The 24734-nt window shown below is 44.7% G+C and carries 22 protein-coding genes; 9 read left to right on the forward strand and 13 right to left on the reverse strand.

Annotation, left to right across the window (positions count from 1 at the left end):
* Positions 1-23: 23 nt before the first annotated feature.
* Positions 24-1391 carry an anaerobic C4-dicarboxylate transporter DcuC gene (dcuC, locus tag R7P36_RS03695; protein WP_005376528.1) on the forward strand — a complete coding sequence of 456 codons (1368 nt, stop codon included), beginning with the start codon at positions 24-26 and terminating at the stop codon, positions 1389-1391.
* 102 nt (positions 1392-1493) lie between these two features.
* On the opposite strand, the gene R7P36_RS03700 is transcribed toward dcuC, so the two are convergent.
* The gene (locus tag R7P36_RS03700; RefSeq protein WP_005376535.1) at positions 1494-1850 is read right to left on the reverse strand and encodes a hypothetical protein; all 357 of its coding nucleotides are present in this window, start codon (positions 1848-1850) and stop codon (positions 1494-1496) included.
* Between the two features lie 576 nt (positions 1851-2426).
* Here R7P36_RS03700 and R7P36_RS03705 point away from each other — a divergent pair.
* The 4 genes from R7P36_RS03705 (at position 2427) to R7P36_RS03720 (ending at position 6501) form a co-directional block, all read left to right on the forward strand.
* The gene (locus R7P36_RS03705) at positions 2427-3659 is read left to right on the forward strand and encodes an OFA family MFS transporter (protein WP_053349165.1); all 1233 of its coding nucleotides are present in this window, start codon (positions 2427-2429) and stop codon (positions 3657-3659) included.
* A 66-nt stretch (positions 3660-3725) separates the two neighbouring features.
* Positions 3726-5339: a VRR-NUC domain-containing protein gene (locus tag R7P36_RS03710; RefSeq protein WP_213966178.1), complete on the forward strand. Its 1614-nt coding sequence runs from the start codon at positions 3726-3728 to the stop codon at positions 5337-5339.
* Between the two features lie 163 nt (positions 5340-5502).
* Positions 5503-6150 carry an AcfA family outer membrane beta-barrel protein gene (locus R7P36_RS03715; protein WP_053349167.1) on the forward strand — a complete coding sequence of 216 codons (648 nt, stop codon included), beginning with the start codon at positions 5503-5505 and terminating at the stop codon, positions 6148-6150.
* A 15-nt stretch (positions 6151-6165) separates the two neighbouring features.
* Positions 6166-6501: a YgiW/YdeI family stress tolerance OB fold protein gene (locus R7P36_RS03720; RefSeq protein WP_005376539.1), complete on the forward strand. Its 336-nt coding sequence runs from the start codon at positions 6166-6168 to the stop codon at positions 6499-6501.
* 81 nt (positions 6502-6582) lie between these two features.
* Here the strand turns inward: R7P36_RS03720 and yegS are convergent, their stop codons facing one another.
* The 11 genes from yegS to R7P36_RS03775 form a co-directional block, all read right to left on the reverse strand.
* Positions 6583-7485, reverse strand: coding sequence for a lipid kinase YegS (yegS, locus tag R7P36_RS03725; RefSeq protein ID WP_053349168.1), 903 nt, complete (start codon positions 7483-7485; stop codon positions 6583-6585).
* Between the two features lie 8 nt (positions 7486-7493).
* The gene (locus tag R7P36_RS03730) at positions 7494-8399 is read right to left on the reverse strand and encodes a LysR family transcriptional regulator (protein ID WP_318122014.1); all 906 of its coding nucleotides are present in this window, start codon (positions 8397-8399) and stop codon (positions 7494-7496) included.
* A gap of 172 nt (positions 8400-8571) precedes the next feature.
* Positions 8572-8997, reverse strand: a complete 426-nt coding sequence (locus R7P36_RS03735; RefSeq protein WP_213971538.1) for a bifunctional diaminohydroxyphosphoribosylaminopyrimidine deaminase/5-amino-6-(5-phosphoribosylamino)uracil reductase RibD — start codon at positions 8995-8997, stop codon at positions 8572-8574.
* Between the two features lie 49 nt (positions 8998-9046).
* Entirely contained in the window at positions 9047-10348 is a 1302-nt protein-coding gene (locus R7P36_RS03740) for a BatD family protein (protein ID WP_213971539.1), read from the reverse strand.
* Positions 10345-12075, reverse strand: a complete 1731-nt coding sequence (locus tag R7P36_RS03745) for a vWA domain-containing protein (RefSeq protein ID WP_213971540.1) — start codon at positions 12073-12075, stop codon at positions 10345-10347. The genes R7P36_RS03740 and R7P36_RS03745 overlap by 4 nt, the downstream gene beginning before the upstream one ends.
* Positions 12068-13138: a VWA domain-containing protein gene (locus tag R7P36_RS03750; protein WP_318122015.1), complete on the reverse strand. Its 1071-nt coding sequence runs from the start codon at positions 13136-13138 to the stop codon at positions 12068-12070. The genes R7P36_RS03745 and R7P36_RS03750 overlap by 8 nt, the downstream gene beginning before the upstream one ends.
* Positions 13131-13709, reverse strand: a complete 579-nt coding sequence (locus R7P36_RS03755; RefSeq protein WP_213971542.1) for a DUF4381 domain-containing protein — start codon at positions 13707-13709, stop codon at positions 13131-13133. The genes R7P36_RS03750 and R7P36_RS03755 overlap by 8 nt, the downstream gene beginning before the upstream one ends.
* Positions 13710-14672 carry a DUF58 domain-containing protein gene (locus R7P36_RS03760; RefSeq protein ID WP_213971543.1) on the reverse strand — a complete coding sequence of 321 codons (963 nt, stop codon included), beginning with the start codon at positions 14670-14672 and terminating at the stop codon, positions 13710-13712.
* 12 nt (positions 14673-14684) lie between these two features.
* A complete protein-coding gene (locus R7P36_RS03765) occupies positions 14685-15668 on the reverse strand; it encodes a MoxR family ATPase (protein WP_318122016.1) in 984 nt (327 codons plus the stop codon).
* An 85-nt stretch (positions 15669-15753) separates the two neighbouring features.
* The gene (locus R7P36_RS03770) at positions 15754-17055 is read right to left on the reverse strand and encodes an anaerobic sulfatase maturase (protein WP_213971544.1); all 1302 of its coding nucleotides are present in this window, start codon (positions 17053-17055) and stop codon (positions 15754-15756) included.
* Between the two features lie 106 nt (positions 17056-17161).
* A complete protein-coding gene (locus R7P36_RS03775) occupies positions 17162-18688 on the reverse strand; it encodes an arylsulfatase (RefSeq protein ID WP_213971545.1) in 1527 nt (508 codons plus the stop codon).
* 141 nt (positions 18689-18829) lie between these two features.
* Between R7P36_RS03775 and R7P36_RS03780 the strand changes: the two genes are divergently transcribed.
* Positions 18830-19687: a LysR family transcriptional regulator gene (locus R7P36_RS03780; RefSeq protein ID WP_017635364.1), complete on the forward strand. Its 858-nt coding sequence runs from the start codon at positions 18830-18832 to the stop codon at positions 19685-19687.
* Positions 19688-19821: 134 nt separating this feature from the next.
* Here R7P36_RS03780 and R7P36_RS03785 read toward each other — a convergent pair whose 3' ends face one another.
* Complete coding sequence (locus tag R7P36_RS03785; protein WP_005376560.1) at positions 19822-21369, reverse strand: arylsulfatase; 1548 nt, start codon at positions 21367-21369, stop codon at positions 19822-19824.
* A gap of 306 nt (positions 21370-21675) precedes the next feature.
* On the opposite strand from R7P36_RS03785, the gene R7P36_RS03790 reads away from it, so the two are divergent.
* The 3 genes from R7P36_RS03790 (at position 21676) to R7P36_RS03800 (ending at position 24707) form a co-directional block, all read left to right on the forward strand.
* Complete coding sequence (locus tag R7P36_RS03790; RefSeq protein WP_213899159.1) at positions 21676-22062, forward strand: winged helix-turn-helix domain-containing protein; 387 nt, start codon at positions 21676-21678, stop codon at positions 22060-22062.
* Between the two features lie 80 nt (positions 22063-22142).
* The gene (locus R7P36_RS03795) at positions 22143-24497 is read left to right on the forward strand and encodes a fatty acid cis/trans isomerase (protein ID WP_318122017.1); all 2355 of its coding nucleotides are present in this window, start codon (positions 22143-22145) and stop codon (positions 24495-24497) included.
* Between the two features lie 18 nt (positions 24498-24515).
* Positions 24516-24707, forward strand: a complete 192-nt coding sequence (locus tag R7P36_RS03800) for a hypothetical protein (protein WP_005376565.1) — start codon at positions 24516-24518, stop codon at positions 24705-24707.
* The last annotated feature ends 27 nt before the right edge of the window (positions 24708-24734 follow it).

The following is a 24734-nucleotide window of genomic DNA, read 5'->3' on the forward strand; positions in this document are numbered from 1 at the left end:
TCACATAACATTCGGAGATCCCTATGTTAGAGCTCTTAATTGGCTTAGTGGTTACCATTGCGGTGGGTTACTTTATTGTCAAAGGCTATAAAGCTGCGGGCGTGTTACTGACCGCTGGTATTGCTTTACTTCTTATGACTGGCGTTTTGGGGCACGACGTGCTGCCGTCAAAAATCACCTCAACTGGTAACATGGTGACAGATGCGCTTGAATACGTGAAATACATGCTTCAATACCGCGGTGGCGGTCTTGGTATGCAAATCATGCTGCTTTGTGGTTTTGCGTCATACATGACTCATATCGGCGCGAACAACGTGGTAGTGAAACAGTTCTCTAAACCGCTTTCTGTCATCAAGTCTCCTTACGTCCTTTTGGTAGCGGCTTACATTGTGGCGTGTTTAATGTCTCTTGCGGTAAGTTCTGCAACAGGCCTTGGCGTACTATTAATGGCGACATTATTCCCAATGATGGTCGCGATGGGCATTTCTCGTCCAGCAGCCGTTGCAGTGTGTGCCTCTCCAGCGGCAATCATCCTTTCTCCTACTTCTGGTGATGTTGTTATCGCAGCAGAAAAGTCTGGTTTAGAGCTTGATGTGTTTGCGGTACAAACTGTGTTGCCTGTTTCTATTTGCGCAATCATCGTCATGGCAGCGGCAGCGTTCTTCTGGAACAAATACTTAGATAAGAAAGAAAATACACCAATGGAAAAAATTGATGTATCAGAGATCAAAGCTGACGCACCAGCGTTTTATGCAGCTCTTCCTTTTCTACCTATCATCGGCGTTTTCCTATTCAACGGTCGTACCATTCCAGGACTTAGTCTAGACATCTACACTATTGTGGTTGGTTCGATTTTCCTTGGAGCTCTGATCCATTATGTTGTAAATAAGTTCGATGGTAAGAAATCACTAGAAGATTTAGATTCTTGTTACGCAGGCATGGCTGACGCGTTCAAAGGCGTTGTGATGCTTTTGGTTGCCGCTGGGGTTTTTGCACAAGGTCTGATGTCTATCGGAGCTATCGATAACCTACTTCATCTAGCAGATAATGCTGGTGCAGGCGGCGTTGCTTTAATGCTTATTCTAACTGCATTGACAGTTGCAGCAGCAATTGCAACGGGTTCGGGTAACGCGCCTTTCTATGCGTTCGTGGAGTTAGCACCATCTTTGGCTGCGAAAATGGGATTAAACCCTGCTTTCCTAATTATCCCGATGCTTCAAGCATCAAACCTAGGCCGTACTATCTCACCAGTATCTGGCGTAATCGTTGCGACATCAGGTATGGCAAACATCAGCCCGTTTGAGGTTGTAAAACGCACATCCGTTCCAGTTCTAGCAGGCCTTATCACGGTGATTATTGGGACTATGGTGCTTGTTCCAATGAGTGCCTAACGGTATTGCCACGATCAAACTAAAAGCAATATCCGAACAAAATTACGTTTAATTAAAAACGCCAGCAAATGTGCTGGCGTTTTTTTATTCTAATGTGTTGATTTACGCTGACTTAAATCGGTCAGGAATCTTAGTGATGCTCTCTCTGTAGCTAAACCATAAGTAGGTAACGGCAAGCGAAAAGAATAAATATGAAAGTGCGAATACGATTGGAGACGTGATTAATTCCGCGGACATTCCCCACATCACACCGACTACGGTTATCGTCAACTTAGAAAGCATACCGCAAATGAGTAGGAATAAAGCAAGCTGTGGAAAGCGCGAGCTGCGAAATGCGAAGAAATAACAGCTACCTACCGCTAAAGAAGCAATAGATAAGCCCAACATAAATGAATGGATGTGGTCTGCTGATGCGATACCAGCGGATACCGAAGCCATGAGTAATAGGAACAGTTTCATAAGTCACCTCACAACAAATCTAAAAAGCATCCCTTCATAAATGAAAACTCATTTTTCACTATATTCTGCGCCTAAAATCAGCAATTACAAGTTACTTTTTTGCTCACTTAATGAACACAAAAGCTAATCAGCTTCAATTATTACAAAAGGTTAACAATTAAAAATTAAGAAACCCTTTGCATCTGATACTTACGACAGTTAGATGATAAATTCGCCATTTTTGTTACAGATGGTTAACATGGAAACATTTTGAAATTTTTTATTTGAAATGTGAACTGTGCACTCAACAGCGTAAAACCTCTCTGTCTTGACTCATCATTCGTTATTAGCGAACAAAAAATATCACTTTTTTACAACGTTCTTACTACATACAAAACCATGAATTCACATCCACTTTTAATGTTGCAAATTATTTTATCAGTAACCGTAAAAAGAGATTCCAATCACATATTTATTGGTTATAATCCGCGCTCATTGCGTTAAACGTTGAAAAACGCAAACTAATTTTGAGAAAAAACATCTTTAAACCAACCTTCTTTGCGGCATTGCCAATAAGAGGAAAAACTGAGAATAAAAATGAGCAAGATTGATAAAGCTATGCGCATCCTGTTAGCAGGGTTCTGTATCAACCTTTGTCTTGGCATCCTGTATGCTTGGAGTGTATTCAACAAGGCACTGGTAACTGAATCAGGCTGGAGTGCTGCAGAAGCTTCTGCACCTTACGCAACTGCAACCATCACTTTCTCTATCTGTCTTCTTATTGCAGGTATTCTTCAAGACCGCATGGGCCCTCGAATGATCCTTATCCTAGGTACTGTTCTTACAGGTCTGGGCATGATCGCTTCTGGCTTTGTGAACTCTCCACTAATGTTGAACATTACATTCGGCGTGATCACAGGTGCAGGTATCGGTTTTGGTTACGCATGCCTATCACCTTCTGCGATGAAGTGGTTCCACGCTTCGAAGAAAGGTATGGTTAACGGCATTATTGCGGCAGGTTTTGGTCTAGCGGCTATTTACCTTGCGCCAGTAACTTCTGCGCTAATAGACAGCATGGGCATTCAAACTAGCTTTATGGTTCTTGGTGTTGGTATCCTAGCGATTGCGGTTCCTCTTGCAGCAACCATCAACAACCCACCAGCAGACTACACACCTGCGGAGCCTAAAGTAAAAGAAGGCCAAGCACCTAAAGCGGTGAAAAAGTCAGATGACTTAACTTGGAAAGCAATGTTGAAAACGCCACAGTTCTACTCTCTATGGATCATGTACGCGTTTGCAGCTTCTGTTGGTCTAATGATCATTGGTAACATCACGACAATCGCAAGCGTTCAAGCAAACTTGCCAAACGCGGTTTACCTAGCGTCTATTCTTGCTGTATTTAACTCTGGCGGTCGTGTTGCCGCGGGTATGCTTGCAGATAAAATCGGCGGTGTTCGTACGCTTCTACTCGCGTTCGTTCTACAAGGCGTAAACATGGTGCTGTTCGCGACGTTCGACTCTGAGTTTACACTGATCATCGGTACAGCAATCGCAGCGGTAGGTTACGGCACACTTCTAGCGGTATTCCCTACTCTAACGGCTGAGTTCTACGGTCTGAAAAACTACGGCACTAACTACGGCGTGCTTTACACAGCATGGGGTATCGGTGGTGCAATCGGCGCAGCGGTTGTTGGTTTCTCGATGACAAATGGCGACGGCTACACCTTGGCTTACACAATTTCTTCAGCAATGATGGCAGTATGTATCGTACTTGCGTTCATCACTAAGCCATTGTCTGATGCGAAAGTAGCACAGCTAAAAAACGCATAATTGCGAATTGATTTGATAGCAAAAAGGCTTAACCTATGGGTTAAGCCTTTTTGTTATCGGTCGTTTATGGAAAGCCCTATCGAACTTGCACCAGACTACTATCTAGAGAACTTCTTTAAGCTGACTCATCACGCAGTAACTTGGTACAGCGATTTACTGACCAAGGAAGAACGCGCATGGCTTTGCTCGTTTGATTCTTTGAGCAAACACGCCCAGTGCCTTTTGGTACGTTTATACAGCCGAAAGGGATGTTGGTTTCGAAGTGATAAGCTGAGTTATCAAGAAATACCTTCTATCAATGAAGCGCTGGCGGAATTGAGTCAACATGAGTTTGTAGCCCTTTCCCCACCCCTTTCTCATCAAGAGTTAGCGGCCAATTTACTGACCAAACCAGAAATCTCTGCGCTTTATCCCGAACTGCCGAAATCACTCAAGAAAGACGCCCTTGTCGAACGTTTGAGTAATACGGAATTTGATCGTATAGAGAAGCTTGAGTTTACGATCGTCAAACTCAATTCAGCTCATATGATCGACGTGTTGCTCACTCTGTTTTTTGCCAACACCCATCAAGACTTAAGTCAGTTTGTGCTTGATGACTTAGGTTTGCATCAGTTCGAGCAATATCAATTGAGTAAAGTGCGCCGTTTCTTTGATTCACGTGAGCAAATAGACCGTTTAATTGAACTGAGCCAGTTGGCCAACCTGTACTGGCAATTTGACCGAAAAGACAAAGCCAATCTCGACTTATTAATTGAGGCAATGCCTCAGCCCGTTAAACACCGTTACGTAGATCGTAAACGCGAGCACATGTTGAATGACATAGCACGTGATTACGAACGGCTTAATGATCTAGAGACCGCCCTATCTCTATTTGGCCAAACTCAACTCACACCGAGCCGAGAACGACGCGCACGTATCTATGACAAATTAAACCATGATGATTTATTTGGTGACATTGTCACAGATATGCTTAACTCACCGATCGATGTGTCTGAGCTCGAAGTTGCACAAAAACTTGAGCAACGGTTAAAACGAAAACAAGGCGAGAAAGTGCCAAGAGTGACGAAGCCAACCTGTACGGAATACCGCCTTGAACTGGATTTATCTCAACAGAGAGTCGAACTCGCCAGCAAAGCGTATTTTGAGTCCTTAGGCTGGACTGTATTTTACGCCGAAAATGCACTGCTTAATGCATTACTTGGTCTCACTTTTTGGGATGCGATTTTCGCTCCCATCGAAGGCGCATTCATCAATGCCTATCAACACCGTCCTTTAGATTTGTACCATTCTGATTTTGTTACCAAACGCCAAGCTTTGATAGATGCGACGTTTGATGAGTTGGAAACGGGCAATACTCATACGTTGTTAACTAGGTACGATGAGAAGTTTGGTATCAGCAATCCATTTGTGCATTGGAGCTTAATAAGTAAAGAGCTACTCGAAACGGCACTCGATACAATCCCAACTAGCATGTTGGTGGCGCTATTTAAAATACAATTGAGTGACCTAAAGCTTTACCGCAATGGGATGCCTGATCTGATTGCTTTCAAAGGAAACGAGTTCGAATGGATTGAAGTAAAAGGCCCAGGAGATAAACTCCAAGACAACCAATGGCGTTGGATTAAAGAGTTTACTCGCCTTAATGTGCCATTTGCGGTGTGTTACGTCGCCGCAAGTTAACTCTCTTTATATAAAGAGCTTGGCGCATATTCATTAAAACAATTTCTTTTTTACCGCACCTTGCTCTTTTTCTGAAATATTTTTGTTTCTTCACGATCACTTCACGCTTCATCACACACAATGCGCTTCTACTCATTAAGTTGATTTGAAGAGGCAAAATAAAATGAACAAAACCATTCTTGCGTTACTCGTTACCTGCTCAGTTTCGGTATCTGCGGCTCCTTATGTAGGTCTGGAATATGGACTAGGCACCACTGACCATGACTTGGAACCTCACTTTTCAGCTGAAAATGTAACACTTAACCCAGAACTTGAGGATGGTATTTTCTCAGGATTTATCGGTTACTCGTTTAATGACAATTGGGCAATTGAGCTAGGTTACAGCCAGTTTGACCTTGATGACGGCCGTTCTAAGGACCTTGGTATCAAGACAATTGATGGCAAAGATTACAATCATGAAATGGATTGGGATTCCTCTATCACAGCCAAACAAGTCTCGCTAGCACCAGTGTTTAGCTATGCATTAAGTGACAAATGGACAACAAAATTCAAAGCGGGTTTAACTTACACACAATACGACGCCAAGGTTGCTCAACATCAAGAATATGAGCTTGTCGTGAATGACGATGTGGAAATAAGCAACACGCTTTTCCATAGCTCAGAGAAAAACAACGAGTTAGGCGCAATGTTCTCTGTGGGCGCGGAATACCAAGTGTTGCCAAAGCTCACCATTGGCGCAAACGCAAAATACCAACTAGACAGCTACGCAAACACTGCATCCTTTAATGTAGGCACAACTTATTACTTCTAATATCAGGAGAGGATAATGAAAAGAGTATTGTTAACATCCATGCTTGCCCTACTTTCAAGCTCGGTTTTCGCCGCGTTTAATGGTCCAGAAGTCAGTGCAATCAATACGGTGAAAGAGGCGCGCAACGCAACCGACGACAGCGCTGTAGTGCTAACCGGGCATATTGTTCAATCATTTGGTAACGAGACTTACTTGTTCAAAGACAACACTGGTGAGATCGAAGTAGAGATCGACAACGAAGATTGGATGGGTCAAGAAGTGACACCAAAAGATACCGTAATGATTCGAGGAGAGGTTGATTCAGATTGGACAACTACGCAAATAGACGTTGAGACCATTCAAAAACGTTAAGAAGTTGACTAATACCTCAACACAAATAACACAGCCACATTTTAGTGGCTGTGTTACGCAATAATCATGGAAAACGCTCGTTTAGCTAGTCAAGCAAGGGCAATCTTGCGGTACGACTAATCGTATACTCTTAGGCTGAACATCAAATCTAATGGTTCTCGAATGATAAGGTTCTCCATCTAAATTAAGAGGCAATGGATTCGGAAAATCTATCTCCAACCAGCTTGCTTTAGTGTACTTCACAAACTCTCCTTTCTCACTCGGGTTATTGATCTCGTCGATTACTTTAGGCAGCTCATGAGGTAAAAATGGGCGCACCAATGTTAGATCCATCATCCCATCATTAATCATCGCTTTTGGAGCTAACTCTTGCCCACCTCCAGCAAGGCGCCCATTACAAAACGCACCGAGCAACATTTCTCCCTGATACGCGCCACCTTCAATCTTTATTGTTCCGTCATATGGTTTAAAGCCAAGTGCTTTTATAACACCAGTTAACGTGTAAGCTCCGCCGCCAAGAAAGTTTTTGAGTTCAACAGGCGTTTCTGCTGTAACTTCTGCACCAAACCCTGCTGTTGCCACGTTAATAAAGCAGCGATCGTTCGCTTTGACGCAATCGACCAAAGCGGACTGCCCCTCAACAGCAAGAGATAAAGACGCCTTAATGGAATTAGGTACTTGAATAGCGGTAGCAAAGTCATTGGCGGTACCAAGGGGAATAATGGCTAACTCAGGGCGTTTTTCTTCGTCAATTTGAATAATCGCAGAAGCCGCCTCATTGACGGTCCCATCGCCACCAGCGACAACAATACGTTCAATGCCTTCATCAACCGCTTCTTTCACTAGCCGCGGCATGTCTTGAGATTCCCACGTCACACGCACCTGTACGTCGATGCCTTTTTCTCTCATTTTCATGATTGCATCTCTTAACTCTGGATTCCCAGCTTTTTTTCCGTTAAGGATGGCACGTATTGTCTTTTTCATTGCACTTCCTATTGGTTGATGACTTTTCCTGCTTGCTTAATCTGTGAACGCAACCATTGATGGGCGCTGTCGTTTGTGCGACTAGGATGCCAGATTGTGCAAAGCTCATACATTTGTTCATCAAATGGCATTGATAAAGATTTAACATGATAGGTGTTATTGAACAAGTTGATCATCGACTCTGGCATTAAACCAATGTATTCACTACCACAAATAATTGGGAGCATTTCTAGTACGCCTGAGGCTCGATACTTAATCTTTCTCTTATCCAAGTCGACAATGTCATCGGCGTTTAACAAGCTCTTACGACTCTGCCACTGCGAAACCACTACGTGTTCTTCTTCAAAAAATTGTTCAGCCGTAATCTCGTCATTCAGGCGTGGATGCGTTTCGCTACATACCACCACCAAACGCTCTGTAAGTACAGTTTCCAGTTTTAGCACCGTTCTTGCTCTTGGTGTGATATCAATGATCAAATCGTATCGTTGTAACCGCAGATCACTTTCAAAATCTTCCGTAAAAAGCGGATGTACTTCTAATGCAACATTTGGCGCCGACACACGGATTTGTTTCATGACTTGAGGTAGCAACTCAAAGCTCGCAACGGACACACAGGCAATAGAAAACACTCTATTCGACACTTTAGGGTCAAACTCACTAGAGGCCGATAATGTCGAAGTGAAATTTTGTACTGAAGCTAGAAGAGCAGGATAAATATCCATCGCAAACGAGGTAGGCTCGACACCTTTAACGCAACGATGAAACAATGGGTCATCGTAGATATCACGTAGCCTTGCAAGCGCTTTACTCACCGCAGGCTGGGTGATGTTTAAACGCGACGCCGCCCGAGACAAGTTACGCTCTTCATAGATGGCAGTGAAAATGGGAATAAGATTAAGGTCGGTCGGTTTCATGCTATTAAATTTTTCAAAAGTCACTTTCTCTATTTTAATCTAACAGCATGATCCTTCACGTAGCCAAGTGCAATAAATGGGCGGTATCGCTTGTTTTAATGAGTTTTAACTCAATTTTGACGCACTTCATTCACCACATAAACTGGCACCATAGTGCAACGTAAAGCTTGACTTAGGCTTTGCCTAGGTAAGGGGTAAGAAACTCGCTGACTTCCTCGCCGCACAAACCCGTTTCTACCTCTATACCTGCTTGTTTTAGAATCTCGATACCTCGACCACTGTTGCGCGGGTCGGGGTCCAATATGGCTACGACGACTTTTCTTATGCCGGATTTGACTAATGTCACCGCGCAAGCTGGCGTGCGACCAACAAACGAACACGGTTCCAGCGTAACGTATGCCGTCACCGATTCTAACGAGCCTTGATACGCATTCAGCGCTTCCACTTCCGCGTGATTGCCACCAATCGCTTGAGTATGACCTTCAGAAACGATTTGATTGTCTTTCACTAACACGCAGCCAACCGGCGGGTTGGGTTGACATTCAGGAAGCGCATTTTTGGACACTTCCAATGCGCGGCGCATAAACTCTTGGCTCATTTGAACTCTATTCTCTAATAAAAACGAGGCGCTATATTAGCGCCCCGTTTTATTCATTGCCATCTCTTCCAATGACTTTGTCCAGTTCTGGTAACGCTCGCAGAGTACGGAATTTAAAGCGTTTTTGTTTGGTCTGGATTTTGCGCCACATCGACTTCAGTAAATGAGCGCTATTTTCACCATTTTGCATTCGCGACGCACTTTTTTGCCACGATTCACTCGTATCGGCTTTGTTCATTTCCAGCTCTGCCGTATTTAAACGCAATTGTTTGTACAATATGGTCCTTGCTTCAGACCAACGTTTAGCCTTTAACAAACGGTGGAACGTCAACCATGCTGGTGTCGGTCTGTTGCGGTAGTAACGTTTAATGGCTACCAATGAAATAATCACAAAACCCAGCAACACAAGCGTGGAAACAATCCATGCAAAGTACGTTCTGATGAAGGACTTCAACGTGTGCTTCGCGGCAAAAGTTTTGCCCTCTAACATCACCGTTTCCACTTGCTGAGTCTTACTGTTCCACCAACGAAACTCATAATCAGGCAGGGTTAATTCACCACCTTGTTGAATCACGTACACGCTCTCTTCTGTGCGTGTTGACTGGTAATCACCACGTGTTTGCGTATCTGTCAAACGGTGGGGTTGAGGATACGCTTGATAACGGGTTGTTGATTCTCCTTTCAACAAGTCTGGTAGCAATACAGATAGTGAATCTTGAGCCGAAATGGTGATTTTACGCGTGATTGCATCCCCAACTTTGAGTGACTCGGTGGAGGTATCCCACTCTTGCTTTACCTCTACATCTGTTGCAGAAAACCAAGGTGTCTCACCACTCAGCAGGCCCGATGGCAAGACAGTTTTGAACTTAATCGGCTGCGTATAAAGTGTGCCTGACACCTTCTCGCCATCCGGCGCCGACACCTGAACGCCCACAGCGACAGGTGGAATCACAAAATCACCAGATGCTTGTGGATACAAAGTCACTTCCCAGCGTTGACGCGACCAAGTTTGTCCCTCTTTTTGCTCAGTAAAGTTGGTTGCTAGTTGATTACGCTGTTTGGCGATAACATTGGGTATTTCAATATTGCCAATTCTCGTACCACCCGTAAACCAACGCGGCGTTGCCACTTCGATGGTTAAAATAACTTGCTCATTGACGCTAAAACTTGGTGTTTTACGCTTCTCTCCAGCCGTTGGTTGTTTACCAACCCACGCTTGTAACTCAACACCATGCTCTCGTTGAACGTCACGAATATCTTGAGCCAACACACTACTGCTCAGGAGGAAACCGAAACAGATAACTAACCACAAGGGTAAAGCAAAGGGCGTAAAACGGTGGCTTTTCATCATTGCACCGCCTCCTCTGTATTTTCGTTCGCAGTAGAGGTTGATTCTCCGGTTTCTATTGAACGCAATTGAATCTGAAACTTCGCATTTAAGAAGTATTTAGGATCCGCTTCGACTCGCTTTAACCATTTGTCGGCTAATTCTTGGCTACCTAAGATGTCGTCTGCACTTAACGTCTCTTTAATCATCAACTCCGCTGACGTTTTTTCATCCGCCCCTTCTGCGGTTTGAGGGTTGTCGCCTAGCTCGGTTGACGCCTCTTGCTCTGTTCCGGCTTGACTTTCACTCATCTGATTTATCTCATCGACGATGCCAGCAATCACTTTCAAGTTGTGCTCAACATCAGGTCTTAACGACTCGCTCAACGTTGGCTTACTGGCTAGGGATTTTAACAAGTCACGAGCAGCCAAATATTCTCGCTGACGCGCCAATGCGCTCGCCGCATTGTAAAGACCGTAATCTCTAACCTCTTCGGACGGGTCGTTTTGCATTTCCAAAAACGCACTGTGCGCGAGCTCAAACTCGCTAGCGTAGTAGTACGCCGTGCCTTTACGTAATGGATCGACAAAGTGTTTTGCAGCTTCTAAATACGCTTGTTGGTTGAACAAACGCTGTCCTTGTTGATCTGGCGTTAGCCACAAATCCCACCACCATTGCGCCACCTTGTCGAAAGCCGTCACTTTTTGCACAACTTGTGGCTGCTCGGCTTTAACTGAAATGTTCTCGGCCAATGCACTTGTTGGCATCAATAACGTGCCGCTCACCATTACAATCACGCACCACTGCACTAACCACCCTTTTCTAAACCACAGCATCATGATCAGCGCGATTGGGAACAGAATTTGATACCCCATGTCTTTCCAAGGCATTGAAGATTCGCCATTAAGCTGCATATTGCGCTCAACGTATCGATTCAGTTGCTCGATATCACTATTATCGACGGTCACTTCCACCAATCGACCGTTAGCCTGACTAGCCAGTTCTTGTAGAGAATCCAAATCCATTGGGTTGTTACTCACAATGTCAGCATTCCCTGCCGCAAGAATTAACAGTTGATAAGGTTTGCCCGAGAAATACGCTTGGTATTGCTCAATCGTGGCTGGATTAACGCCATCACTCACCAACAGAACAGTGGAGCCTGGTTGACCTTGCAATTGTTGGTCAATTAACGGCAATGCTTTTTCGGCAAGCTTACCTTGCACGGGCATAATTTCTGGCGTAATGGCCGCCAAAAACGGGTCAAATACTTTGCTGTCTTGAGTTATAGGCATCGCGACATGAGCACTGCCCGCGAACACGACTAAACCCGTTTTTCCGCCTTTTCGCGCGGCTAGCAAATCGCGTATTTTCTGTTTGGAACGCTCAAGGCGGCTTGGTGGGAGATCTTTTTGCAGCATCGAGTCACTGTTATCAAGCACCACAAGCATAGAGGCTTTATCTTCGCCAAAGGGGGAAGATTCACGTTGCCACGTTGGGCCTGCACAAATCACAATGGCGATGAACACAATCAGCATCAAGAGCTTAAGCGGCAGTTGCTTACGCCAGCCTCGCTCACCTATCGTCAAAGCATTGCGTAAATGTTCGGGCAGAATATCCTTCCAGCTTGGCTTGCTTTCTTCTCGCCAGCGTAACCACACCAAGAAAAACATGGGGACCAAAGCCAGTAACCACTGTGGTCGAATAAAATGAAACTGCGTAAAGAATTGCGTCCAACTAAGAGAATCAAACATCGCCCTCTCCTAATGATGATCGTGTAACAGCCCTTCTTTTGAGTGTTGCGACGCTGAACGCGAGCAAATGCATGATGACCACTAACGCCATCAAGTAATGATGAAGGCTTTGTTTTGGGCGGTATGTAGTGCTTTCGTAAAGTTGAGGTTCCAGTTTGCCAATTTCGTCGTAGGCAGCCGATAGTTCATCACGGTTGAGTGCTTCAAACGCTTCACCGCCGGATTCTTTCGCAATGCGATGAATCGTGTCCATATCCAACGCGGTTTCACCTATCGTTTCCGGATCGCCCATCGCAATGACGTGTACTCTCACGCCTTTGGCTTTCGCAACTTTCGCCGCATCAATCGGTTCAACAAAACTGCCCGTGTCGTTACCATCGGTTAATACAATCGCGACTTTTTCACGGTTTTGGTCTTGTTCTAAAGCACTACGCGACTTATCGCTTTGCTCAAAAACTTTAATCGCTAAGCCAATCGCATCACCAAGATGGGTACTCTGCCCTGCCATTGCCACATCGGTTTGGTTAAGCAGTTCGAGCCACACTTTTTGGTCTGCGGTAAATGGCGTTTGCACGAAAGCAGCATCACCAAAAAGCACCAAGCCTAATCGGTCACCTTTACGAGACTGAACAAACTCCGACAGCACTTCTTTTGCCGCATCAAGACGAGAAATTTTTTCGCCTGTACGTGAGGTGAAATCTGGCTCGGCCATGGAGCCCGAAAGATCCACCACCACCATCACATCGCGCCCTAAACTCTCGCGAACTTGAGGCTCGCCTAACACGGTGGGTTTTGCCATCGCACACACCACCAAAAGCCATGAGAGAATTAACGTTGCTCGTTGCCACCAGCTTGGGGTTAACTGGCTTGCACCTTCTGACGGCGTCTCGCCAATCGCTTCCACCAACTGACTAAAAAACGGCACTTTGATCGCCATTTGCTTAGTGCGATATGCAGGCACCAAGTAGTATACCACCAATGGCAACGGCAAAATCAGAAACCACAGTGGGTGAGCAAATTCAAAACCAGACAAACCAGTTAGCGATACAAGAAGATCATTCATGTTGACCTCCCTGATTTGCTTTGCGTTTCAATAGTGGTGATTTCTTTGTTGTGCCTTTTTGAGCATCGCAACGGTGTTCACTCACCCAGTTTTTCGCACGAGCAATAAGCGTTACTCGCTCTTCGTTGGTTAGCATAACGCTTGGGTCAACAATACTTTGTAGCCAACGCTTTGAAAGCTCATCGTTAAAGACCACTTGCGAGTTTGCTTGAGAATCTCCGGTTTGCAGATATAGCGCATCGAGCTTGCGCAAAAAGGCGGTATCAAACAATTTCGCGTTACGGCTATCAACATGAATCAACACAATTTTAAGCACAGAGAACAATGCTTTAGGCATGCCTTTGTCGCTCGGTTTGATTTGCGAAATCGCCAACAGAGCTTCTTGTCGGTAGCGGTTACACCACCACTGTTGAGCCAAACGATACGCGACATACACCAATGCAATGAGCGCAACCGCCGCTAAAATTTTCCAGCCAATAGTTTGCGGATACCAACTCACGCTTGGTGGCACGGCCACATCATGTAACTCTCTGAGTATGTAGGTACTCGGAGGCGTAGGAAGACCACTCATTTAACGCCCTCCTACCAGTTTTTGAAATTGTTTAATGTGCTCGCCAGTCGTATCGAGTTCAATGTGCGGAAGGTGTTTCATCGCCATAAGTTGAGAGAGTGATTGACGCTGTAAGCTGGTTCGAGCCTCAAGCTTTGCGCTCGCGGCTTCTACCTTTGCTTTGCTGTCTAAATTGAGTTGATACTGCCCATCACCAACCACCCATTTCGATTTTGCCAAATCGTCTGGTAACGTTTGTTCTAATGGGTCACTAACCATCACTGCGAGAACATCATTGTGCTGTTGCAGCTGTTTAAGGTGATCAAGATGGTGCTCCTCGCAGTCGCTCCAGTCGCTGATAAAAATCAAAGTGGATTGCTTGAGCTTCATGCGTTTAATGAGCTCAATCCATTGACTGAACGTTACTTTTTCGGAGTTGCGGGAGTCCACATTGAGCGATTTATTGGCTTTAGCGAGACGTTTAAGTTGCGCCAGAAGATCGTTTTGCGAACGCTGTGCCTTGCTGTGAAACAACGCCTGCGGGGATGCGATGACAAAACCGACTCGGTCGCCATCTTTTAATACTCGCCACCCACACATCGCTGCGATCTCTGCCGCGACAACTGATTTCATTACTTGCGTCGAAGCAAAAAACATTGTGCTTCTCTGGTCGACACACACGATTACGTTGCGATCTTTTTCTTCTGTATAACTGCGTACATGCGGCTTACCCGTACGCATCGTAACTTTCCAATCAAGGTTACGAATATCATCACCTAATTGGTAATGGCGCAGCTCTTCGAAGTTCAATCCACGACCGCGAAACAACGAATTGTGTCGGCCAGAGAGAACGCTACCCGCCTTTAGGTGAGGAAGTAAACTGAATGATTCTGCTTGTGCTTGAAGACGTACTAAACGAGCGTAATCGCAGTACAAACGAGGATCCATCCCCTGTGATTTTGGCGCAAGAGTTGGCTTAGCCATAATGCCTCCCACTTACCCAATTTCTACACAATCTAGCAGCTCTTGTACGACTCGTTGGTGATCGACTCCGTCTGCTAGTGCATCGTAGGTCAAAGAAAAACGGTGGCCCAATACAGACGGAACCATGGCACGCACATCGTCAGGAGTCACATGGTCACGTCCTTGCATCCACGCATACGCACGAGCGCATTTGTCGAGTGCGATGGAAGCACGAGGACTAGAGCCAATCTCAATCCATTTTGCTAAGTTTGAATCGGCATAACGCTCTGGCTTACGAGTCGCCATCACTAACGCAACGATGTAGTTTTCCACTAGGTCTGATACCACGATGTTTGGTAACTGACGACGCGCTTCTAGCATCACGTCTGGCTCGATGTGTTTTGGCGTAACAATTTCGCTGCTGGTTTCCGCACCCAATTCTTCACTGCGCACCAAACGAATGATGTCACGTTCGGCGTCATCTTCTGGATAATCGACGGTAACCTTCATTATAAAGCGGTCCATTTGCGCTTCTGGCAGTGGGTACGTGCCCTCTTGCTCTACTGGGTTTTGCGTTGCAAGCACCATAAATAAGTCTGGCAATACGTGAGTTTTATCGCCTACCGTGATTGTGCCTTCGGCCATGGCTTCAAGCAGTGCCGCTTGTACTTTGGCTGGTGCACGGTTGACCTCATCAGCAAGTACAATGCTGTTAAAAATTGGCCCTGACTGAAAATGGAGTTGCGGCTTACCATCCAGCTCTTGATAAACCTCAGTACCCGTCACGTCAGATGGTAAAAGATCCGGTGTAAACTGGATTCGACCAAAACTGGTGTTTAACAAGTTCGCCAACGATTTTACGGAACGTGTTTTTGCCGTTCCCGGTAAACCTTCTAGCAGAATATGCCCATTTGTTAATAACCCAATGACTAAAGCTCGAACCACGTGGCTTTGTCCAATGACGCTTTTTTCTGTTTGTTCGATGAGTTCTTTTATCGCTTGTTGTGCGTGGTTCATAGGATACCTTTTCAATGGTTTAAGCCGTCTTTTCGATAGTTAAGTATAAGAACAAATGAAATAACTTAAGGTTATATTCACTATGTTATCTTTGCGGTTCTTGAGATTGGAGAAGTTGTGCAAGACCAACCAACATCGGTAACGCATAATCAAAGAACATTTTGATTCCCGAACACAAATAGTTTAGACCACTCTCACCATTCGGCGTTTTGATCAAACGGTTTTTGGGGCACTCACCCCAACAATAAGGCAAGTAAGGGCATTGCTTACAATACGTCGGCAATGAATCGCGTTTTGCCATGCCAAAAGTATATTGTCTTGTAGAGAAGGCCATTTCATTCAGTGAGTGTTCATGAATGTTGGCGAGTTTGTATTCTGGATACACATAGTGGTCGCAACTGAACACGTCGCCATTGTGCTCAATCGCCAACCCTTTGCCACAAAACTCCGCCGTCATGCAAAGCTGAGACGGTTTCCCCATTACTTGCGCCACCGCGGTTTCAAACAGATTAACCAACACACGGCCAAGATCGTTATTCACCCACTCTTCAAAGGTCGCCATTAAAAAGCGTCCCCAGTCTTCAGGATCGACTGACCAATCCGTTACAATCGACATTGGATGCCCCGGTTTAGCCAGATCACTGCCTTTGGTTGGGATCATCTGTTCGTTCCAAAACTGCGGCGCGGTTGTTTGGAAGTTGTTGGCTTCTACCACCGGCGCAAACTGAATATAAGTCACACCCAATTCTTGGGTTAAAAATCGATATACTTCGAGCGGGTATTTCGCATTGTGACGATTCACCGTGACCAACGCGTTGAATTTCACGCCATGCGCTTTGAGCTTATCTACCGCTTTCATCACGAGATCAAACGTTGGCTTACCGCTGCGGGTTTTGCGATATTTGTCGTGCAGCTCTCGTGGTCCATCAATCGACAAGCCAACTAGGAAGTTGTGCTCTTTTAAAAACGCACACCACTCATCGTTTAGCAAAATGCCGTTGGTCTGAAGATCGTTTTCAATGCGAACGCCTTTCGGCTGATGTTTCTTTTGCAAAGCTACGACATTGCGGAAATAGTCCAACCCAAGCAGCGTCGGCTCCCCGCCCTGCCATGAGAATACAATTTCTTCGCCATCCTGACTTTCGATATAGCTTTTCACGAACGCTTCCAGTGTTGCGTCGTCCATTTTTGGCTGCTTTTCTTGGTGCAGTAGATTTTCTTTATGCAGATAAAAGCAGTACTGACAATCGATGTTGCACTTTGCTCCGCCTGGCTTTGCCATCACATGGAATCGACGGTCATACGCGCCCAGAACCGGCGCTTTAGACGCCGTTTTAAGAGGAACAATAGGCATAGTAGTAGAATGGCGAGGGGAAATCTTACTCATACGTTTCTCACTATTACATATACCCAAATAACCTCGTGAGCGCTGTACAGCAAAAGTGAAGCTATTTGGGTATATAGCGCTCCAAAAAGCGCTATATAATCTTAATTTACTTAGAAGACTTAGGTACGAACGAACCTGCTTCCATACGAGGCGGGAATTCTTTGAATGTACCCATCACCTCTTTCACTGTATCCATTGCTGGCATCATTAAGAATGAACGCTCGTACATCCAACGAGAATAACCCATGCCTTGATCGCCTCGTTCAAATGGATCAATGCTCAAGTCAAAGATCAGTGGCACACGAAGTTTAGTGAACGGCTTACGCCATACATCCATACCCGTTTCATTCTCTTGAATCATAAAGTGGAACTTGTACTTTCCTTGGCGCAATGCCACAAGATCGCCGTCGTCGCTCCAGTAAACGAACTCATTTCGTGCGGATTTGTCTGACTTACCCGTTAAATATGGCAGTTGGTTGTAACCGTCTAGGTGAACTTTGTAGTCCATATCGCCAACTTTTTTGCCTTTTAGCAGTTCGTCTTTAACTTTGGTATCACCTGCCGCAGCAACTAGTGTCGGGAAAAAGTCCTCTAATGACATCATGCCGTTGAATGTTTTACCTGCCTCAATTTTTCCAGGCCATTTAATCAACATTGGCACACGGAAACTCCCTTCCCAGCCAGTGTTTTTCTCTGAGCGGAACGGTGTCATCCCTGCATCCGGCCACAAATCAACCATAGGGCCGTTGTCAGTGGTGTAAACAATGATTGTACTGTCATCCACACCTAACTCTTTGATCTTGTTAAGTAGCTGACCGATTTGGTCATCGTGCTGCTTAACACCATCCGCGTAGAAACCGGCACCTGTTTTACCTTGGTATTCTTCAGGAACATGTGTGAAGTTGTGCATGCGAGTGGTGTTAAACCAAGTAAAGAACGGCTTGTCCGCTTTTACTTGCTTTTCTATGAAGCTCTCTGCGGCATCAAGAAACTCACCATCAACATTTTCCATACGCTTACGCGTTAGTGGACCGGTATCTTCGATTTTGCCGTCAGCGTAAGAATGGATAACGCCACGAGGGCCAAATTTCTTCTTGAACTCCGGGTCTTTAGGGTAATCCACGTTCTCTGGCTCTTCTTCTGCGTTCAAGTGGTATAGGTTGCCGAAGAATTCATCAAAACCGTGGTTGGTAGGAAGATGCTCGTCTCGGTCACCTAAATGGTTCTTACCAAATTGTCCGGTTGCGTAACCCATTTGCTTAAGCACGGTTGCAATCGTCGGATCTTTTTCCGAGATACCTTCCGGAGCGCCTGGTAAGCCCACTTTTGATAGACCTGTACGTTTTGGCATTTGACCAGTGATGAATGCAGAACGGCCTGCTGTCGAGCTTTGCTGTGCGTAGAAGTTAGTGAACTTCGCACCCTCTTTAGCAATGCTATCGATGTTTGGCGTGTTGTACGCCATCATGCCTTGGTTGTAGGTACTAAGGTTCCAGTAACCAACATCATCACCAAAGATGACAAGAATGTTGGGTTTGTCTGCTGCATGTGCAACTGCAGATGCAGCGCCCAAAGCTAACGTACATGCGTTAAGTACGAGTTTTTTACTGCTCGTTTTGGTCGCATTTTTCATATTATCTCCAAGAGTTCGCTAGTGCGTAAAAAATGGTATTCGCTTTTCAATACCATTGTTGATATAAGATAAAGCACTAATTTAAGGCGATAAATGCAGTCAAAATTAGTTAACCTATAAATTAAATTTATGAGTGACGTTATGGACTTGAATTTGATCCAAACTTTTCTTGTTGTTGCGGAGTTTCAATCTTATACAAAAGCCGCGGAACAATTAGGGCTTACACAACCTGCTGTGAGCGCTGCAATAAAGCGTTTAGAGCAAGTCGTAGATAAGCAATTATTCGTTAAAAAAGGACGAGGGATCGCACTAACCTCCACCGCTTATCAATTACTGCCGCAATTCCAGCAAGCGGTTAATATTATTGACAATGCGATATCTGATAAAAATCATTTTGAAGTGTGTTGTTCGGAAATTTTGTTGCACATTATGGACCCGATAAAGAACACTATTTTTTATGAATCACCACCCGAAAAATTCCTATTATTTGAGCTGTTAAGACAACAAAAAGTCGATCTAGTAATCGATACGGTGATCACGAAAGATGCAGCGTTTATTATTGAAGATGCTTATGAGGAAGAAGCCGTGGTTATCTGTAGTGAGAACCATCCCCGTGTACATGGCACGCTCACAAAAGAGCAATTTTATGAGGAAACTCACTGTTTATTTTCAGGAAAATGGAACAACATGTCGGGGTTCGAGCAACTAGCAAAGGAAACAATTCAAGAAAGAAAAGTCGACTTGATCACATCTTCGCTAGCGGGCATGGCGCTGTATGTCGCCCAAAGAGACAGTTTAGGGATCGTGTCTCAATCTTTTGCAAACAAGTGGAGCAAAGCGCTCAAGCTTCAAATTTTGCCCTGCCCCATTTCGATACGCTCTATCCCTTACAAGTTCGTCTACCATAAGCGAGAGGTAAACAACCCAGCCCACATCGCTCTACGTGAAAAAATCAAAGCCAACTTAACGGCAGCCCACTACGAACCAATTTGTTTATAACTCTTGTCAATTGAAGCGTTAGGCGTTTTCGTCATCAAGCTTTCTACAAACCTGAATAGATAGAATTTTACAGATAAAAAAGAGGCTCATTTTAATGAGCCTCTTTCTATATGTGATACTTCACTTAGCTTTTCCTACTTATTTGGGTTCTCTTTTAGTTTCTCCATCACTTGATCGAGCGAGAAGCTTGCTGCTTTTTGCCTTGGTGGGAACTCTTTAAACGTTTCAAGGAATCTGCCTACGTAAGCTTGCGCAGGAACAAGCATGTAAGCACGGTCTAGCATCCAATCGTAGTAAGTGTTAGAAGTGATATCAGCCACTTCGTAAGGATCCATACGCAAGTTGAAGATCTTAGGAACACGAAGTGTGGTGAATGGTTCAGCCCAAATACGCAACGTACCTTTTGCTCGTTGCTCCATAAAGACCAGCTTCCATTTGTTATAGCGAAGTGCAGTTAAGTCTCCATCATCTGAGAAGTAAAAAATTTCTTCTCGTGGGGCCTTATCCTCTTTACCAGTCAAATATGGTAGGAAGTTATAGCCGTCTAGGTGAACTTTGAATTTCTTACCATTCGCACTATAACCTTTGAGCAATTTCTCTTTAATATTGTCATCACCCGCGGCAGCAACGAACGTTGGCATCCAGTCCATGTGATGCATGATATCATTCGAAACAGAGCCAGCTTTAATTTTACCCGGCCAACGTACCATCGCAGGAACTCGGTACGCACCTTCCCAGTTGGTATTTTTCTCTCCACGGAATGGCGTTGTACCTGCATCTGGCCACGAGTTCATGTGTGGGCCATTATCGGTGGAGTAAAAGACGATTGTGTTGTCTTTAATACCCAAATCATCCACTTTTTTCAGTAGCTGACCTACATGGTTATCATGCTCGACCATACCATCTGCATACTCGCTGATACCTGTTTTTCCAGAGTTCTCTTCTTTCACATGAGTACGGAAGTGCATACGAGTTGCGTTCCACCAGACAAAGAAAGGTTTTTCAGCCTTGACTGCACGATCCATAAAGTCGAGTGCCGCATCTAACGTCTCTTCATCCACGGTTTCCATGCGCTTGCGGGTTAGAGGTCCTGTATCCTCAATTTTGCCATCAGCGTACGAACGGATAACGCCGCGCGGACCGAACTTTTTACGAAACTCAGGATCTTTAGGATAATCGACGTTTTCTGGCTCCTCCTCGGCGTTCAAGTGATAAAGGTTGCCAAAAAATTCATCGAAGCCGTGATTAGTAGGAAGGTGCTCATCTTTATCACCTAAGTGGTTTTTACCAAATTGCCCTGTCATATAGCCCATCGGCTTCAGCATTTCGGCAATGGTTGCGTCCTCTTCCTTCAAGCCAAGATCAGCACCTGGAAGCCCCACTTTACTCAAACCTGTTCTAAGAACGGTTTGGCCCGTAATGAAAGTAGAACGGCCCGCTGTACAAGATTGCTCACCGTAATAGTCAGTGAACATCATGCCTTCTTTGGCGATACTGTCTATATTTGGTGTTTTGTACCCCATCAAGCCAAACGTGTAAGCACTGAGATTGGACTGGCCAATATCATCACCCCAAATGACGAGAATATTTGGTTTCTCTGCTGCGATACTGCTACTTGTCGCACCGATTAAAGCGGCGGCAAGAATCGCTAATCGGCGTTTAACGCCATATTTCGCTGTCATATAAACCTCTGTGTGTATTAGAAAAGTGCTTCCTGCAACAGAATGTATAGTTCACAAATAGCGGATAAGCGAATTTACTAAATGAGAATTCTTTCTATCTTCGCCTAACATTACACCGTTATTTGTAGCTAATACGCACTCCAATAGCACTTTAGTTCAGAGCGCCATCGCACCATTCATCACTACTGTTAATCTCAAATATTAAGATTGTCTACGCATATCACAGTGCCCATAAAGTACCTGATTGCTTTTATATAAATATTAATGATAATACGTTTTACTACCATTAATAATTAAGGTGCCCGCGTGCTTGACTCCAAGGTTTCAAATGGAAAAACTTACCAATGCCAACACAACGGCGTTCACCATAATGATGAGGAGCTATTACTAGATAAGCGCACTCACTCTGTGATACTCAATTACTTGCCAAACAAGAAATCTGTTCAGTTAACAAGCATTCAATTTAAGCTGCTGCAAACTCTCACTCACCATCAAGATCAAGTACTTAGTAAGCATTTTCTTTACGAAACAGTACTAAAACGTGAATTTACTGAACATGATCGAGCACTCGATATGCACATGAGCAGAATGAGAAAGCGTCTAGTTCACGAAGGCGTTCCAACAGACAGAATTCAGACAGTCCACCGCCAGGGTTACATTTTCAAGCGCTCAGACAATCAACAGAAAAATTAACGCTAATTGGCCCAACTTTTGGTAATTGACCGCTTATTTTGCTTTAATTAATGCAAATTCGAATCACGTAAAATAACTCAATGAATTTGCGCTTAATTTTTACACTTTGCATTGCTACTTTGTTTGCCGGCTGTGCAACCTATGCTGGTCTTAACTATGACCAACTGTTTGGTCCACAGCTCGTGCGTGAACGCACAGTTGACGTGGAAACCCCTCAAGCAAACTTCTTCCAAAGCGAAGTTAAACCCATTATGGATAACCGCTGTGTCGTCTGCCACGCGTGCTACGATGCACCATGTCAGCTTAAGCTCTCTTCTGTTGAAGGCATTGACCGTGGTGCGAGTAAAGCACTGGTATATGAAGGAACAAGACTCACAGCCGCAGCACCAACACGCTTATTCGAAGATGCAGAAACAACCCAAGAGTGGCGCGATGCGGGTTTTCATCCGGTTCTCAACGAACGTGATCAAAGCATGGCAGCCAACATTGACGCAGGCCTTATCGCACGTTTGCTACAGCAAAAAGAGCGCCACCCATTGCCTGACCAAGTCCAGTTAGAAGGCTTTGACTTTTCGATAGACCGAGAGCAAACCTGTCCAACGATTGAAGAATACGAGCAATACGAAAAGGATAACCCAACCTGGGGCATGCCTTTTGGTATGCCAAATCTATCAAACAGTGAATACCACACACTCATGACTTGGTTGGAAAACGGCGCAATAATGAACGTTCACCGACCTGTTAGTGAGAAAGAGCAAGCGCAAATAGATAAGTACGAAGCATTACTTAACCACTCTGATTTGAAAAATCAGCTGATGGCTAGGTATATATATGAGCATTTGTTTTTATCTCATCTCTACTTTTCGGAACTCGATGAAGATCCCCGATTCTTCACGCTCGTCCGCTCTGCTACACCACCAGGACAGCCCGTCAAACGTATTTCAACGCGTCGCCCGTACGATGATCCAGGGGTTGAACGTGTGTTTTATCGAATTATTCCAGAGCAAGGGACCATAGTAGATAAAACTCACATGCCATTCGCGTTAAACAAGCAACGCATAGAGAACTGGAAAACTTGGTTTATTGATGCTGATTACATGGTTAGTCAGCTACCGAGTTATGAACCAGAAGTTGCTGCAAACCCGATGACATCATTCATCGACCTTCCAGTGAAGTCGCGCTTTAAGTTCATGCTAGATAATGCACAAAATACAATAATGGCATACATCAAAGGCCCAGTTTGTCGTGGCCAACTGGCATTGAATGTTATCAATGATCGCTTTTGGGTGTTTTTCCTTGATCCAGATAAAGCAGACATCCCAGAAGTAAATGAGTTTTACCGATCTCAGGCTGATAATCTAAAACTACCGGCAGAGCAAGAAAGTAACACGCTACCTGTTACCAACTGGGTCAAGTACGCGCGTCAACAAGCTCGCTACCTAGAGGCTAAATCTGAGTTCACTAATAACTGGTTTAAAGAAGGTGAAAACCTATCCACCAATGTAATTTGGGATGGTAATGGCACCAACCATAATGCGGCATTAACGATATTCCGCCATTTTGATAGTGCTTCTGTTGTTCAAGGGTTAGTTGGTGAGCAGCCTAAAACAGTGTGGATTCTTGACTACGCGCTACTAGAGCGTATCCACTATTTGCTTGTTGCTGGGTTTGACGTTTACGGTAACTTCGGCCATCAGCTCATGACACGAATGTTTATGGACTTCTTGCGTCTAGAAGGCGAAAGTAACTTTATCTCGTTGTTACCCGCCGATATGCGCCATGAACTTCAATCTAGCTGGTATAAAGATCAAAGCCCGCAGTTGAGTGACTTTTTACAACGAAATGTGAAGCCGTTTAACCAACCAACCAGCGTTCAGTATAAGAGTGACGATCCAAAAACGGAGTTGGTGGAGTTCTTGAGAGAACATGTCTCAGGTGTGCTTCTGCCTCGCTACGAAATTCAAGATACGGCTCTTTCTGCGAGTAATGAAAAACAACTAAAACGCATTGACCACGTTCGTGGTGAAGGCCTGAAAACCGTTCCGCAAATCACTATGCTTATGGTGAGAAGTAAATCAGGGGAAGATGAATTGTTCACCTTACTTCACAACAATGCACACACAAACATCTCTAGCTTGTTTGATGAAGAAAGTAACCGTGACTTTGCTAACGATGACATGACCATTGTACGCGGCGTTGTGGGAAGCTACCCTGCGGCATTTTTCTCGATCAACGAAAACCAAGTAAAAGATTTTGTCGATCAATTTAGTGCCATCCAAAACGAGTCCGATTACGTTAAGTTATTGGATAATTTTGCGATTCGTAGAAGCTCAGAAAAATTCTGGTCATTTAGCGATCGTTTACACAATTGGTACCGTACAAAACAACCGATCGAATTTGGATTACTTGACTATAATCGTTTTGAGAATCGATGATGATTTAAGGGGGTTCTCATGGGTATCCGAGATAACATTGCCGCTCTTGAACAACAGATTTACGTTGCTTGTTCTGAGGGAGACTACGAAACGGTCAATATGCTTGAGCATCAACTCGAATACTTGCGTGGCAAAGTGGAACATCCTTTTGATGATGACCCTTATGCCCTAGACACTCGATTCGAGTGGGAAGATGACATGACCGAATAGAAAAAACCTCCGGAAAGCCGGAGGTTT

Origin of the sequence: Vibrio sp. 397 (assembly GCF_033339395.1) — a bacterium.
Classification (GTDB): Bacteria; Pseudomonadota; Gammaproteobacteria; order Enterobacterales; family Vibrionaceae; genus Vibrio; species Vibrio alginolyticus.